We start from the raw sequence: 14,633 nt of genomic DNA on the forward strand, positions 1-14,633 counted from the left end.
CATCGGGCGCGCTAATCGCCAAACTACACTTTTTTCAGCAAAACAGCGGTGGCTTGCATCGCAAAGCTGCAGGTGACCACCATAGCGGCGCCAAAGCCGGAGCTGCAGTCCATGCGCATGGAACCGGAGCCTGGTTTTTGCAGTGTCACTTCACCTTCCAGCTCACCGGAAATAACCGGGTAGCGCAGTTGCTCTTCGGAATAGACGCAGTCAACGCCCCATTTACGCTTGGGGTTCTTGGAAAAGCCGTAGTCGCGGCGCAGTTGTGAGCGGACTTTCGCCAGTAGCGGGTCTTGCTTGGCTTTGGCTAAGTCACCGACGCGGATCATGCCCGGGTCTATCTGCCCACCGGCACCGCCGCACACCACCAGGCGTAGCTTGCGGCGTTTGCACCAGGCTACTAACGCAGCTTTGGTATTGACGCTGTCTATGGCGTCAAGCACTGCATCGGCGCCGGCTAAATACTCTTCGAAGTTCTCGGGCAGCAAAAAGTCATCAATAACCTTAACTTCGCAGTTTGGGTTAATGCTTTTCACCCGCTGTGCCAGCACTTCTGTTTTGAGTTGCCCAATGGTGTCATCGGTAGCCGGCAACTGACGGTTAATATTGGTGGTGCAGACGTCGTCTAAATCAATGAGGGTCAGCTTGCCAATGCCGGTGCGCGCCAGTGCTTCCACCGCCCAGGAGCCAACGCCGCCAAGCCCGGCGACCACAATATGTAACTGCTGAAAATGGTTTAACGCCTGCTGTCCGTAAACGCGGCTGACACCGCCAAAGCGCTGATCGGGAACTTCACTCATGACTGGGTTGTTCACTCACATCGTAGATAATAATGCCCACCTGGTGCACTTCACCACGCGGGTTCTTAAGCGGAATAAGCGTGACGTTTTGATACATCCATTCGCTCTGCCCGCTTATGGGCCGGCTGTGGCGAAAACGAAACACGTAAGGACGCTGTTGCCAGGTGATAAACACCCGCGAGTTTAATTGCCGCACGCGGTCAATTTTACGCTGAAACCAAGCCTGGTCGATACCCGGACAACAGCGAAATAAATTTTTATCGCGCACTTCGCTGGGCCGCAAACCGCTGTGGTTCTGCATAAACTCGTTCCACATCTGAATATTGTTGTCGTTATCGACCACCACAATGCCTACATCAATGGCGCCCAGAATGCTCAGTTTGCTGTGCAGCTCATCCATATCGTCTATCATTGGTCATCCTCTTCGCTTTGCAGCCAGTGCGCCAGCTGCTGGTCGAGAATTTTCACAGCGTCCGCCGGGAACAGCAGTAAAAGGTCAAACGCCAGCTTATGCTCCGGCAACTGATAGCCAATTTCTATGGCCAAAATTTTCTGCCAGCGTTTTTCACCATGCTTCAGTAATTCTTGCATGGGCTGGTTCTCACCGAGTAATACCGGCTGCGACGCCGCAAACTCCACATGCAACTGCTGACCTAAACCGTTCAAACAGGCAGAGGATAAAATAGAAGCCACGTCCATTAACGACTCAATACGTTGCTGCTTCACCGAGCCGCTTTCGCCCAGCTTCGCGCCTAATAACTTGCCAATGTCGTCAATAGCCGCCTCATTAAAGAGCGTTAAAGCTTCACCTAAAATACCGCTGCCGGAAAACCCCTGACTGACTGCCGCTACTTGCTGTTTGGCGTCTATAGACTCTATGGCCATGTGCAGTTCTGAAGGCGCAATAAAGTTGACGTTAGGCACCGGTAGTTCAATGAACGTATCCAGCACCCGGGCTAAGTGATCGCCCGCCTGACCCATGGCAACGTTTGAAACCTCGCGGTATACATCGAGCGGATTAGACGGAGCCTGGGTTTGTTGGTCGGCGACTTTAAGCTGACCACCGGCCGGCTGGTAAAGGCCGAACTGCTGCAACAGAGTTTGTACGTCTTCGGCTTTCATCGGCTTTTTCACAAAGGCCATGGCACCTAATGACTGAACGCGTTTCTGCGCCTCGGGCTGTATGTCACCCGACACCACAATAACTAAGGTTTCTAACTGCTCGTCTTTGATTGCCTGCAGGGTTTCGTAGCCGTCTTTTACCGGCATGTTCAAATCCAGAAACAGGATTTCAGCACGCCCTTCACGCACACAAATAAGCGCTTGCTCGCCGTGCTCCGCCTGATGTACCTCAGCGTCCCAGTCATCCGGCAGCGTGCGCAACAGCTGTTTCCGCGCCATTTTGGAGTCATCGCACAGCGTGACTTTTAGCGTCATAGATTGAAATTCCCGGCCGTTAAAAACATGCCCCTAGTTTAACCTATGGTGCAGTCTGACGCCATGTATGTGAACCTTAAAATACAGCAGTTTGATTCCGAAAAAGATCGATAAACAATAAAATTACGGTAGATTGATTCCGATTTATAAGCTATTCTTACCAAATTACAGCAACAAACTGCCGGATATTAATGAAAAACGTAACACTTCAGCTATTTAACGAAGGAAAATGGTGGGACGCTGCCAACATCAGCTTTGCCGGTGAACAGATGGCAAGTGGTGTTACCTTAGCTTATCTTCCACAATACATTAAGGACGTGCACAGCTACGGCATGACAGACTGCTGGGCTTGTAGTGTTAATGCCCCCGTCACGATAACACCTATCGATTACGAAAGCTGGCCTGCATTACTTGACGATTTGCTGCCGGTAGGGAAGTCTCGGGACTGGTGGCTTAATTACCTCAATGTCAGTAGACGTAGCGAGTTTGAGCAAAATTATGCGTTACTAACCCACGCCTGCATGTCCCCCATTGGTAACCTGCGTATTAAAGAAGCCACTTCACAACTGAACGTTCATAACACGCAGCGCTTTTCCATTAATGATGTTGCACAGTTACAACACGGTTTTCTGGAGTACGCAAATGAACAGGGGGCCGCTGTAGGTGGTGCTACGGGGGCTGGTGGTGTTGCTCCCAAACTGCTGCTTATGGTTGAAAATAATGAGGTTTATATTGATGGTGACTTTGCCGGTAAACGGCTTTCTGCAACACCCTACCTGACCAAGTTTGCCCGGAATGCCCGCTCTGCCAGAGACAATAATATTCTCCGCGCGGAAGGTGTCTTTTATCAGGTGCTGAGCAAGATACTGGAAGGTACCAGCATTGAGACAATTAATGTGTCTGGCATGATGACGCTGGAGCATGAATCTCAAGTAAGCCTTTGGCTTCCACGGTTTGACGTTCAAGTTGACAACTCAATAGCAACCAGGGTTGGCGTTGAAAGTATCTATTCGATGATTAATGCGGGACCCGGCAGTTACCAGGATCACTTTTTTGTCATGGAGAACATCTGGAATAAAATAAAAGCCACCACCCAGATGTCGAGCCAGGAGTTTGCTAAACAGTATCTGGCAAGAGATTTATTGAATTTAGCTTTCGGAAATTCAGACAACCACGGGCGTAATATCTCATTTTTAAAATTCGAGGGTGATATTCAATTTGCCCCTATTTACGACTTTGCGCCGATGAAAGCCGACCCTGAAATGGTAACCCGTTTATTTAAGTGGGGAAAAGATTGTGAAGAAGGCGGCATAGTTCGCTTTGATAACGTGGTTAAAGAGCTTACAGAGTATTGCAAACCTGATGAGTTGATGGCGTTCCTGAACAGCTTAGCGGAAAAGTTAATTGGTGTTCCTGTTTTATTAGAGCAGCATGGTTGTCCTCGCGAAATACTGGAGTTCCCTGCCATTGGTTTTAACAACCTTGAAAGTAAATTAGCAAATTTCGGTGTACACAATGGATAATTTATCAATAGAAGAGCGCAGAGCGATCATAAAAGATATAGAAGAGGCATTGGCTAGTGGCGATATCTCTCTCGGAGCTGCAATTAAGAAAATTAGAACGGAATTATACGGGATGAATCAGGCTCATTACGCGAAATTTCTTGGGGTGGCCGATAGAACATTGCGCGACATTGAAAAAGGCAAGACCGATCCGCGTTTATCTATCGTTGAAAAACTGCTTGCTCCCGCCGGACTTCGGCTCAGTGCAAAGGCTGTTAACCATAAGCTGTAGCCTGATGCCATTGCATCAGGTACGATATAAAACATTACGCACAACACAATTTTATATAAAAAATGAAACAATACTTAGAGCTGTGCCAACGCATTGTCGACGAAGGTGTTTGGGTTAAAAACGAACGTACAGGCATTAACTGCCTAACGGTTATAAACGCCGACTTAGAGTACGATGTTGCCAACAACCAATTCCCGCTCATTACCACTCGCAAAAGTTATTACAAGTCAGCTATTGCTGAGCTTTTAGGTTATTTGCGTGGCTACGACAGCGCGGCTCAGTTTCGCGATATTGGCTGTAAAACCTGGGACGCCAATGCCAATGAAAATCAGGCATGGCTGAATAACCCGAACCGCCAAGGTGAAGATGACATGGGCCGCGTTTACGGAGTACAGGGGCGTTCATGGCAAAAACCGGATGGCAGCCACTTAGATCAGTTGAAAAAAGTGATCAATAACCTCTCAAAAGGCATTGATGATCGCGGTGAAATAGTGACCTTCTATAATCCCGGCGAATTTGAATTGGGTTGTTTGCGCCCCTGCATGCATACCCACAACTTTTCGCTGTTAGGCGACACGCTTTACCTAACCTCATACCAACGCAGCTGCGATGTACCGCTGGGGCTCAATTTCAACCAAATTCAGTGCTTTGTTCTGCTGGCTTTGGTGGCACAAATTACCGGGCACAAACCAGGCAAGGCGTACCACAAGATAGTGAACGCTCACATTTATGAAAACCAGTTGGAACTCATGCGCGATGTCCAACTGAAACGCGAACCTTTCCCGTCGCCTCAGTTACACATTAACCCTGAAATTAAGTCCCTTGAAGATATAGAAAACTGGGTGAGCAAAGATGATTTCACGGTCAGCGGTTATCAGTGTCACGAACCAATAAAGTATCCATTTGCGGTATAACCCAATCAAGAGATTAGAACAGAGCTGGGGCTGATAAACGGCTGTTGGGGCGCATGTAAGCGTTACGAGTGTTGAGGGGCGCTATGCCAGAGTGTCGAAGGCCATGGATGGCCTTCGTCAAGCGTTCATGGATGAACTTGCAGCGTCTCTGGCATAGCGCCCCTTAACGCTCAAGCGAAACATGCGCCCCAACAGCCGTTTAATAGACGCACTAGCAACCGTCGGACATATTCACTATGTCATTTTAACCGCGCTTTGCGCGAACCATCAGAATGATACCCAGGATGATCATTGGCAGGGTCAGCCATTGACCCATGGACATGCCTAAAGACAGCAAGCCTAAGTGCGCATCGGGTTCCCGGAAGAATTCGACAATGAAGCGGGCAACGCCGTAGCCCAGTAGGAATAAGCCGCTGACCGCACCGACTCCGCGCGGTTTACGCTGGAACCAGATAATAACGGCAAACAACAGCAGGCCTTCTAACACGGCTTCGTATAACTGCGACGGATGCCGCGGTACCGGCCCACCGCTGGGGAAGTACATTGCCCACGGCACTTCGGCGGCACGCCCCCAAAGCTCGCCGTTAATAAAGTTACCAATGCGTCCGAAGAACAGCCCCATAGGCACTAATGGAGCGACAAAGTCGCCCACCTGCAGGAATGAACGTTGTTTTTTGCGGGCATAAAGATACATAGCGGCAATAACACCCAGTAAACCGCCGTGGAAGGACATGCCGCCTTCGTGTATGTAAAACAAGTACAGTGGGTTATCAACAAAGCGTTCGAACTGATAAAAGAATGTATAACCGACACGGCCACCAACAATAACGCCAATAAAGCCCCAGAACAGCAAGTCACTGAATTGTTCTTTGCTCCAGTTTGGGTCTTTTTCGGTTTGACGCATGCCCCAGAAGTAGGCAAAGGCAAAAGCGGCTAAGTACGCCAGGCCGTACCAGCGAATGTCGATAAACCCAATACTGAAAATAACAGGATCAATGGCGGGAAACTGCCAATAGTCATTTGACGGCACTGCGTGTACTCCCTGCTTTATGGTTAATTAAAAATAAGTTGTATGGCAACCAGAATAAGAAATGCTGCAAATACGCGCTGCAGCTGTTTTACCGGTAATTTGTGCGCCAGTTTAGCACCCAGCGGAGCGAATAACACCGAGGCCACGGAAATGCCTACCCAGGCCGGTATGTTGATTAGCCCAAAGGCGCCGGTTTCACGGCCTGACAACCAGCCGTTTAAAATAAACATAACCACCGAGCTGCAGCCTATGATAAAACTGCCCAGCGACGAAATGGCAATAGCCTGGCGTACCGGCAGCCGCATGCGGCTTAAAAAGGGCACGGTAAGCGCGCCGCCACCAATACCCACCAGACCGGAAATGGTACCAATAATGTAACTGCCTAAGGCCACTAAACGCTTAGATACCGAGGTTAACGGCTCGCCGGTTTTCTGCGGAAACAGCATGCGAATGGCCAGCGCAATTAATACAATGGAGAAAATACGCTTTAACCAGTCGGGGTCAATAATGGTCACCAAAAACGCGCCGGTCATAGCGCCTAAAGATAACCCCGGAAGCACCCGAATAAGCCAGAAGTTTTCCATTAACCCGTGCTTTGCATGAGCGCGGGAAGCACTGGCAGTGGTCATACAAATGGTTGCCAGACTGGTAGCAATGGCGCTGGGCACAACAAGCTCGGGTGGCACACCAATAAGCGGCAGCAAGTAAATAAGCAGTGGCACAATAATTAAACCGCCACCAATGCCAAGCATACCGGCTAACAAGCCAGCGACTGCGCCACCGCCAATACACCAGAGCCAGCTCGTCAGTAGCATAATTATTTACCCGCCCTGACAAAGCCGCCAAGTCCGATGCTTTCCATCTTGTCGGCTATCATTTTACGAATTTGGTCCGGATTACGCGCCTGTAATGCTTTTGCCAGCATCACATTCAGCGTGCTGGAGCGCACATTGCGCAAGATCCAGCGTACCCGGTCCACGTTGTAACTGTTCATACTGAGCTGCCGGTAGCCCATAGCAACCAGCAATAATGCGCCCCCCGGGTCACCGGCCAGTTCGCCGCAGACACTTACGGGCTTGCCAATTTCTTCGCAGCGCCGGGCTATTTCATCCAGGCTGGCTAATACCGCCGGATGATACGCGTCATAAAGGTTAGCAACCCGACGGTTGTTTCTGTCCACTGCCAGCAAGTACTGGGTTAAGTCGTTGCTGCCGACGGAGAAAAAGTCGACTTTACTGGCCATGGCCGGCAACTGATAAATAGCCGCCGGCACTTCTATCATGACGCCCAACTGCGGCTGGAACAGGTTTACGCCCACTTCGCAGCCTTGCTCCTCGGCCACTTCAAAATACGCCTGCTTGATAAGCCGCGAGGCTTCGTCCACTTCGCTGGTACTGGTTATCATGGGCAGTAAAATTCGCAAATTGCTTTTGCCGATACTGGCGCGCAGCATGGCGCGAATTTGAATCAGGAAAATTTCCGGATGGTCCAGCGTTAAGCGAATACCGCGCCAACCCAGAAAGGGGTTATCTTCTTTTAGCGGGAAGTAAGGCAACGGCTTGTCGCCGCCCACATCCAATGTACGCATAACCACCGGCTGGTCAGGAAACTGCTCCAGCACTTCCTGATACATTTCAGTTTGCTCGTCCTCGGTGGGCAGCTGGTCTCGCATCATGAACGGAATTTCAGAGCGGTACAGCCCTACGCCGTCTATGTTCAGCGTTTTTAAGTAGTCGTGGGTAACGTCCAGCCCCAGGTTCAGGTGCAGACTAATGCGCTGGCCGTCCTGAGTTTCCGCCGGTAAGTGACTGTGCTCGGCAACAATGTCGCGCAGCTCTTGTTCTTCTTCCGCCAGTTGATGAAACTCGGCTAAAACTTGCGCTGGTGGATCAATATAAATTTCGCCGGTGTAGCCGTCTACTGCCAGCAGTTTGTCGGAGAAAAAGTGCAGCTCTATGTCATCAACACCCAGCACTGCAGGAATATTCATGCTGCGCGCCATAATAGCGGCGTGCGAGTTACTGGAGCCGTTTAACGAAATAATGCCGGCAATTTGCTCGCGCGGTAGCTCCGCCAACATGGACGCTGTGACTTCGTCCGCCACCAAAATGAAACTGTCCGGCAGGGGTTTACGTCTGCGTTGCCGGTTTTGCAGGTGCATCAGCACCCGTTGGCCTATGTCGCGTACATCAGTTGCGCGCTCCTGCAGGTAAGAGTCTTCCAGTGCCTCGAACTGCGCCACAAACTGTTCAACCACGTATTTTAATGCGGTTTGCGCGCGCCAGCCTTCTTTGATCATGTTTTCAACGGCGTCGCCCATACTGGCGGCGTCTAACATGCCCTGATACACATCGAATATGGCCAGGGTGTCGTCCGGCACTTGCCCGGCCATACGCATGGACAATTCTTTTAGGTCGGCACGGGTGCGGGCTACGGCCTGGCGAAACTTACGGATTTCATGAATGGGTTTGTCCGAGCGACGCGGCGTTACTTCGTCTAGCCTTGCTTCGGGTCGTGAGACATAAGCCTCGCCTACAGCAACACCTGCTGAACCCGGCAGACCACGCAGACTGTGTATCCAGGGTGAGTGTTCACTAACCAGTAAACCTTTGGCGTCGGCGTGCGCGATAACCGCAGCCAGCTGAGCCGCCAGGGTAACGATGAAGGCTTCTTCTTCGCGACTGAAACTGCGGGCCACACTTTGGTGAACCACAACAATACCCAGCACTTTACGGCGGTGGATAATGGGCGCGGCTAATAAGCCCCGATAAATGCTTTCGTTGGTGTCGCTGAGTTTTTTGTTGGCGGGATGATTACTGGCATCGGCAATGTTCAGGGGCTCTTCCCGTTGCGCCGCTAAACTGATGATACCTTCACCAAAGTCGACCCGGACGGGTTTGCCGTCTTCAGCGCGCAGACCGTCGCTGGCGGCCATAACAAACTGTTTTTGATCGTTGTCGGCCAAAAACACACTGCAACTGTCAGTTTCTAAGGCTTCGCGCACCTGCCCCACCATGGTGTTTAACGCCATGCTGAAATCAGGTGCTTTGTTTACGCCCTCTACTATCCTTTGCAGTGTGACCAGCATCATGTTTATCGTTTGCGCCTGTGCTGACGCCCTCCCGAAGCACGAAATGGCATAGCGTGTGAGGCAAACTCTTTCATCACCCGACGATAAACATCGCGCTTGAAGGATACGACCTGCCGCACCGGATACCAATAACTGACCCAGCGCCAGCCATCAAATTCAGGATGACCTGAATGTAAAACATCTACGTCTTCTTCACGACATTTTAGTCGCAACAAAAACCACTTTTGCTTTTGTCCAACACACATGGGCCGTTGTTCACGTCGAATCAAGCGCTTTGGTAAGCGATAACGCAACCATTGACGGCTGGTGTACAGAATTTCAACCTGCTCCGGCTTTAACCCGACCTCTTCATAGAGTTCGCGGTACATTGCCTGCTCAGGGGTCTCGCCTTCATGAATTCCGCCTTGCGGAAACTGCCAGCTCTGCTGGTTGATTCGACGAGCCCAAAATACCTGCCCATGCCCGTTACAGATGACGATTCCTACGTTTGCCCGGAATCCTTCTGCATCTATCACGCGAGCATCCTCAATTATTCTCTGTTACAGTGGATTCTTCCATAAAGCCCGGTTGCGGGCAAATGCTGATTCACTATTTACGAAGAATTAAGTCATGACCCACAAGCCACAACGCCCTCAATCTATCGACGAACTGTTCCAGCGCGCCGCCGCTTTAGCCGGCCGTTCTTTTGCAGAGCTGGCTGCAGAAACCGGGTTACAGGTACCTAAAGATTTGCGCCGAGACAAAGGCTGGGTTGGGCAACTGTTAGAGCTGCAACTGGGTGCTACTGCGGGCTCTAAGCCCACGCAGGACTTCCCGGAGTTAGGAGTTGAGCTAAAAACCTTGCCGGTAACACCCGAAGGTGAGCCTTTAGAAACTACCTTTGTATGCACGGCTCCGCTGGTGAATATTCAGGGCGTCCAATGGGCCACTTCTAACGTACGAAATAAATTACAACAGGTGTTGTGGCTGCCCATTGATGGACGACGCGATGTCCCTTTGGCGGAACGCGTGGTGGGCAGTGCTTTTTTATGGATACCCAGCGCCGGGGAAGAAGCCCTGCTGCGCAACGACTGGGAAGAGCACATGGACCGTATTGCGCTGGGACAGGTTGAGAGTATTACCGCGCGCCAGGGTGAAGCCATGCAAATTCGCCCTAAAGCGGCAGACGGCTCAGCGCTGACCGAAGCCATTGGCCCGGAGGGGACTATCATTGAAGTACGCCCCCGGGGTTTTTATTTGAAAAAAGAGTTCACCCGCAGAATATTGCAGCGGATGTTTGCATGAATAAGCACAGGAGGAACTATGCAATTTGATGTCAGCCCTCAGGCCCGACGCAACGCCCTGACCTTTTGTGGTTTAGCGCTTTTGCTGTTTGCGCTGCTAATATTCTTACATCTGATCCGCAACGATATTCCGATTGGTCTTTCTGTGGTTCTGGGTGCGGCATCCGGCATTCTGATGCTGCTGGGCATCGGCAAATTAATAGAGCCACCGGTGTCCTTGGTAATAACCCCCGAGGGCATTCGCTATTTGCACCGCCGTGGTCAGTGGGAGATCCGCTGGGAAAACATTATTCGCTACGACGTACCAAGGGTGAACCGGGTTATGGAGCTAGAAGACGCGCCTTTTATTGGCTTTCGGCTTTACCACGTGGAGGAGGTTCTGGACGACATTTCACCCCGCTTAGCCTCTGCCCTGCTATTTGAACAACGCCAGTTACTGACCATGGCGCTGCGGCACCAGGCTCCGGACCGGGAAGACTACACGCCCTACTTCGATATTCCGGACAGCTACATAAGCCCCGACGGCAAGGTTTACAAAGGGCTTATTGGAGTATTTGGTAAACGCATGGAGCAAATGCGGGAGCTGCTTGGTTACGACTTATACGTCAGCTCTGCGGCGCTGGACCGCGACATTTACGACTTTAAAGCGCATTTGCAAAAGTTACAGGCGAGCCGAAACGGTGATACGGATGCGTAATTACGGGAAATTAACGTCCTGAATAGCTTCCAGCATAGGCTTTTGAAAGTAATACCCCTGCATTAAAGTAATGCCGTTGTCGCGCAGGTATTTGTATTCGTCGTCGGTTTCAATGCCCTCGGCAATAAGTTGAATGCCAAGCTCTTCACCAATTTGTTGAATAGAGCGAACCAGGGTTTGTTTGACTTTATTCTGGCAAATATCACGAATCAGTTTCATGTCAATTTTCAGAATGTCGGGCTGAAAGTCGGCTAACAAATTCAGTCCGGCATAACCGGCACCAAAGTCGTCAATGGCTGTCTTGAAACCTTCTTTGCGGTAAGCTTCAAATACTTCAACTAAAAACTGCTGACTGACTACTTGCTCCTGCTCAGTGACCTCAAAAATGATGTTATTACGGTCAAAGTTGGTTCTCGTTGCCGTTTCTAAGGTTTTTGCCAGACAGGTTTCGGGCTCATAAATGGCATTGGGCATAAAGTTAATGCTTAAATTACCCGGCAATTTAATGCGCGAAGCCGTTTCAATAGCTTTCACCCGGCAACTTTGGTCAAAGGTGTATTTATTGTCTTCAGTCACTTGCCCCAGTATGCGGCCTGCGCCTTCGCCGTTTTCGCCACGTACCAAAGCCTCGTAAGCGAACACCGTTTTACTGGAGATGTCTACAATTGGCTGAAACGCCATTTTAATACCAAACCCAAGAGGTTTGCGGCAGTTACAGGTTGGGCAAGCAGACATAGACTATCCTCAAAGAAGTTGTATAGCTCATACCAGACTAAAGTATCAGGTTTGAGAAAAAACGTAAAAACTGTGACTATCGATCAATAAAAATTGCGTTTTTATCAGAATACTGTATTAAGCATTCAACAGTTATTACAAGGTAGCACAATGACAACAATTGGCTGGCAAGAGTGGGGCGTACTTCCTGAACTCCATATTAACCCAATTCATATGAAAGTTGATACTGGCGCGAAAACTTCGTGTTTGCATGCATTTAAATTAGAGCCATTTGAGCGCGACAATAAAGAATGGCTGCGCATTTACATGCACCCGGAACAAGACTCTCTGCGCGAACAAATTTGCGAAGCACCCGTATTTGATAAACGTGAAGTAACCGATTCCGGCGGCCACACCGAGACCCGGTATGTGATCCGAACACGTTTACAACTGGGTACATTTGACGAGCTGGTGGAACTGACGTTAACTAACAGAGACACTATGAAATTTCGGATGTTATTAGGCCGACAAGCCATGCGTGGACATTTCATCGTCGACCCACAGTCCTCTCACTTATTAGGAGAACAACCATGAGAATTGCGATTTTATCGCGTAACTCAGCGCTTTATTCAACACGCCGTTTGGTAGAAGCCGCTGAACAGCGTGGCCATGAGGTTGACGTACTTAACCCATTGCGGTGTTACATGGACATCAACGCACGCGAGTCGTCGATTCACAAACACGGTAAAGAGCTGCCAGTTTATGACTGTGTGATCCCCCGTATTGGCGCGTCTGTTACTTTTTACGGCACAGCAGTGCTGCGCCAGTTTGAGATGATTGGCAGTTACCCATTAAATGAGTCGGTCGCCATTTCCCGTAGCCGTGACAAATTACGCTCGCTGCAGCTTTTATCGCGCAAAGGTATTGGCCTGCCGACCACAGGCTTTGCCAGTCAGCCGCAGGACATTCCGGACTTAATTGACATGGTCGGCGGTGCGCCGCTGGTTATCAAATTGCTGGAAGGTACTCAGGGTATTGGTGTGGTTCTGGCTGAAACTCGTCAGGCTGCGGAAAGCGTGATTGAAGCCTTCATGGGCCTGAAGTCGAACTTTATGGTGCAGGAATACATTAAAGAAGCCGGTGGCGCTGATATTCGCTGTCTGGTTATTGGTGACAAAGTCATTGCGGCCATGAAGCGCCAGGCAAAAGCTGGTGAATTTCGCTCTAACCTGCACCGCGGCGGCAGTGCTTCGCTGGTAAAACTGACACCGGCAGAGCGGGCAACGGCCGTTAAAGCAGCTAAGACTATGGGTCTGAATGTGGCCGGTGTGGATATCCTGCGCTCTAACCACGGGCCATTAGTCATGGAAGTAAATTCGTCACCCGGCCTTGAAGGCATTGAGCAGGCAACGGATAAAGACGTTGCCGGGCAAATTATCAGCTTCCTTGAGAAAAATGCCAAAGCCCATAAAACCCGTACCAAAGGGCGCGGCTAGAATGAAGCGTTTTGAAATTGGCGGACAGTGTGTAGAGCCCGGTTCACATCAGCACATTACGCTGCCGGCGCTGCGTTTATACAACGACGCGCCGCTGGACTTACGTATTGATGTGTTTCATGGCACTAAGCCCGGCCCGGTATTACTGGTTAGCGCTGCCATTCACGGCGATGAACTGAATGGCATTGAAGTTTGCCGGCGTTTGATCAATACCGTAGATGCGCGCGAACTCAGCGGTACGCTGGTGGTAGTGCCTATTGTGAACTTATTTGGCTTTATTCAGCAGTCGCGCTACCTGCCTGACCGACGCGACTTGAACCGTTGCTTTCCGGGTTCAGAGCGCGGTGCAATGGGCAGCCGTATGGCCTATTTATTCAGTGAAGAGCTGGTAAAAAAGTCCACTCACATAGTGGATTTACATACCGGCGCCATTAACCGCAGCAACCTGCCACAAATTCGTGTTGATGTTGAAAACGAGAAAGCGCTGGCAATGGCAAAAGCCTTTAGCACTCCGGTTATTCTTCACTCGAAAGAGCGCGATGGTTCATTACGGTCTTTCGCCAACGAGCTGAATATTCCGTTGATTTTATACGAAGCCGGCGAAGCACTGCGCTTTGATGAAGCCTCGATAAGTGCCGGTGTTATTGGCGTACAGAACGTTATGAAGCACCTGAAGATAATGAAAGGCCGACGCCGCGGGCGCCGTGTTACCCCTGTTATTGCACGCCGTTCCACCTGGGTTCGGGCAGAGCGGGATGGTCTTATCATTCCAAAAGTTGAGCTGGGTCAAACCATTCAAAAGCAGCAAGTATTAGCGTTAAGTGTAAGCCCTCACGGTGGCGAAGGCGATGAGGTTGAATCTCCGGTGCGCGGTATTATCATAGGCTGCAGTAATATTCCGGTAGCGAATGAAGGCGAAGCCTTATTCAACGTAGCGCAATTTGATAAAGATACCATGTCGGATGCGACCGAGAGTGTAGATTCTTTTACTGAGGTGTATGAAAACAAGCCGTATGAGCAGTAATTTAGCAGACATTGATTTTAGTCAGGGCCTGCGCCATTGCGATGGTCAGGACAGTTTATACCGGGAAGTGCTGGTCTGTTATCTGGACCAGTTCCGTCCTCTGCTTGACATGAACACACTACTAACAGACTCTGAGGCAGCGCGCTTACAACTCCATACGTTAAAAAGTTTGAGTGCAACGATAGGCGCCGCACCTTTAAGCAAGTTGGCAGCACAACTTTTTGTTAAATGGCAGCAACAAGATGAACAACAACGCGCAGAAGCGATTAGACAAGTTAACACCAACCTGGCTTTAGTTAATGGTCAAATAGAGAACTATTGCAACAACGTTAATTTGGCCGATTAAAATTAAT

Annotated in this window: 17 protein-coding genes; 9 read left to right on the forward strand and 8 right to left on the reverse strand. The window is 50.1% G+C overall.

Annotation, left to right across the window (positions count from 1 at the left end):
- Positions 1-23 precede the first annotated feature (23 nt).
- The 3 genes from tcdA to ACP7FG_RS03655 are packed head-to-tail and all read right to left on the reverse strand — an operon-like array spanning position 24 to position 2,237.
- On the reverse strand, positions 24-800 hold the full coding sequence (gene tcdA, locus ACP7FG_RS03645) for a tRNA cyclic N6-threonylcarbamoyladenosine(37) synthase TcdA (RefSeq protein WP_439225558.1): 777 nt from the start codon (positions 798-800) through the stop codon (positions 24-26).
- Positions 793-1,212, reverse strand: coding sequence for a PAS domain-containing protein (locus ACP7FG_RS03650; RefSeq protein ID WP_088768828.1), 420 nt, complete (start codon positions 1,210-1,212; stop codon positions 793-795). Before ACP7FG_RS03650 ends, tcdA begins: the two co-directional genes overlap by 8 nt.
- A complete protein-coding gene (locus ACP7FG_RS03655) occupies positions 1,209-2,237 on the reverse strand; it encodes a response regulator (RefSeq protein ID WP_439225559.1) in 1,029 nt (342 codons plus the stop codon). The genes ACP7FG_RS03650 and ACP7FG_RS03655 overlap by 4 nt, the downstream gene beginning before the upstream one ends.
- A 191-nt stretch (positions 2,238-2,428) precedes the next feature.
- Between ACP7FG_RS03655 and ACP7FG_RS03660 the strand changes: the two genes are divergently transcribed.
- The 3 genes from ACP7FG_RS03660 (at position 2,429) to ACP7FG_RS03670 (ending at position 4,945) form a co-directional block, all read left to right on the forward strand.
- Positions 2,429-3,760: a HipA domain-containing protein gene (locus ACP7FG_RS03660; protein ID WP_439225560.1), complete on the forward strand. Its 1,332-nt coding sequence runs from the start codon at positions 2,429-2,431 to the stop codon at positions 3,758-3,760.
- Positions 3,753-4,031 carry a helix-turn-helix transcriptional regulator gene (locus tag ACP7FG_RS03665; RefSeq protein ID WP_439225561.1) on the forward strand — a complete coding sequence of 93 codons (279 nt, stop codon included), beginning with the start codon at positions 3,753-3,755 and terminating at the stop codon, positions 4,029-4,031. The genes ACP7FG_RS03660 and ACP7FG_RS03665 overlap by 8 nt, the downstream gene beginning before the upstream one ends.
- A 62-nt stretch (positions 4,032-4,093) precedes the next feature.
- Positions 4,094-4,945: a thymidylate synthase gene (locus ACP7FG_RS03670; RefSeq protein WP_439225562.1), complete on the forward strand. Its 852-nt coding sequence runs from the start codon at positions 4,094-4,096 to the stop codon at positions 4,943-4,945.
- A 244-nt stretch (positions 4,946-5,189) separates the two neighbouring features.
- Here ACP7FG_RS03670 and lgt read toward each other — a convergent pair whose 3' ends face one another.
- From lgt to rppH, 4 genes are read right to left on the reverse strand one after another with little or no spacing between them, the layout of a single operon-like run.
- Positions 5,190-5,975: a prolipoprotein diacylglyceryl transferase gene (gene lgt, locus ACP7FG_RS03675; protein WP_439225563.1), complete on the reverse strand. Its 786-nt coding sequence runs from the start codon at positions 5,973-5,975 to the stop codon at positions 5,190-5,192.
- A gap of 23 nt (positions 5,976-5,998) precedes the next feature.
- On the reverse strand, positions 5,999-6,790 hold the full coding sequence (locus tag ACP7FG_RS03680; RefSeq protein WP_439225564.1) for a sulfite exporter TauE/SafE family protein: 792 nt from the start codon (positions 6,788-6,790) through the stop codon (positions 5,999-6,001).
- Between the two features lie 2 nt (positions 6,791-6,792).
- On the reverse strand, positions 6,793-9,063 hold the full coding sequence (gene ptsP / locus ACP7FG_RS03685; protein ID WP_054491182.1) for a phosphoenolpyruvate--protein phosphotransferase: 2,271 nt from the start codon (positions 9,061-9,063) through the stop codon (positions 6,793-6,795).
- A 5-nt stretch (positions 9,064-9,068) separates the two neighbouring features.
- Positions 9,069-9,581, reverse strand: a complete 513-nt coding sequence (gene rppH, locus ACP7FG_RS03690) for an RNA pyrophosphohydrolase (protein WP_054491160.1) — start codon at positions 9,579-9,581, stop codon at positions 9,069-9,071.
- Positions 9,582-9,675: 94 nt separating this feature from the next.
- On the opposite strand from rppH, the gene mutH reads away from it, so the two are divergent.
- Together mutH and ACP7FG_RS03700 are read left to right on the forward strand one after the other, a co-directional pair.
- Positions 9,676-10,350: a DNA mismatch repair endonuclease MutH gene (gene mutH / locus ACP7FG_RS03695; RefSeq protein ID WP_417440081.1), complete on the forward strand. Its 675-nt coding sequence runs from the start codon at positions 9,676-9,678 to the stop codon at positions 10,348-10,350.
- A gap of 18 nt (positions 10,351-10,368) precedes the next feature.
- Positions 10,369-11,046 (forward strand): DUF2982 domain-containing protein, encoded by a 678-nt coding sequence (locus ACP7FG_RS03700; protein WP_439225565.1) that lies wholly within the window; start codon positions 10,369-10,371, stop codon positions 11,044-11,046.
- Here ACP7FG_RS03700 and ACP7FG_RS03705 read toward each other — a convergent pair whose 3' ends face one another.
- Positions 11,047-11,781: an EAL domain-containing protein gene (locus tag ACP7FG_RS03705; RefSeq protein ID WP_271331878.1), complete on the reverse strand. Its 735-nt coding sequence runs from the start codon at positions 11,779-11,781 to the stop codon at positions 11,047-11,049. It lies immediately after the preceding gene.
- A gap of 150 nt (positions 11,782-11,931) precedes the next feature.
- Here ACP7FG_RS03705 and ACP7FG_RS03710 point away from each other — a divergent pair, with 150 nt between their 5' ends.
- Genes ACP7FG_RS03710 through ACP7FG_RS03725 form a run of 4 tightly spaced genes read left to right on the forward strand, consistent with a single transcriptional unit; the run spans position 11,932 to position 14,626 of the window.
- A complete protein-coding gene (locus ACP7FG_RS03710) occupies positions 11,932-12,354 on the forward strand; it encodes an ATP-dependent zinc protease family protein (RefSeq protein WP_439225566.1) in 423 nt (140 codons plus the stop codon).
- A complete protein-coding gene (gene rimK, locus ACP7FG_RS03715; protein ID WP_222236488.1) occupies positions 12,351-13,256 on the forward strand; it encodes a 30S ribosomal protein S6--L-glutamate ligase in 906 nt (301 codons plus the stop codon). The genes ACP7FG_RS03710 and rimK overlap by 4 nt, the downstream gene beginning before the upstream one ends.
- A 1-nt stretch (position 13,257) precedes the next feature.
- The gene (locus tag ACP7FG_RS03720) at positions 13,258-14,280 is read left to right on the forward strand and encodes a succinylglutamate desuccinylase/aspartoacylase family protein (protein ID WP_439225567.1); all 1,023 of its coding nucleotides are present in this window, start codon (positions 13,258-13,260) and stop codon (positions 14,278-14,280) included.
- Positions 14,270-14,626 (forward strand): Hpt domain-containing protein, encoded by a 357-nt coding sequence (locus tag ACP7FG_RS03725; RefSeq protein WP_439225568.1) that lies wholly within the window; start codon positions 14,270-14,272, stop codon positions 14,624-14,626. Before ACP7FG_RS03720 ends, ACP7FG_RS03725 begins: the two co-directional genes overlap by 11 nt.
- The last annotated feature ends 7 nt before the right edge of the window (positions 14,627-14,633 follow it).

It is taken from the genome of Idiomarina sp. ST10R2A5, from assembly GCF_051842325.1.
Taxonomy (GTDB): domain Bacteria; phylum Pseudomonadota; class Gammaproteobacteria; order Enterobacterales; family Alteromonadaceae; genus Idiomarina; species Idiomarina abyssalis.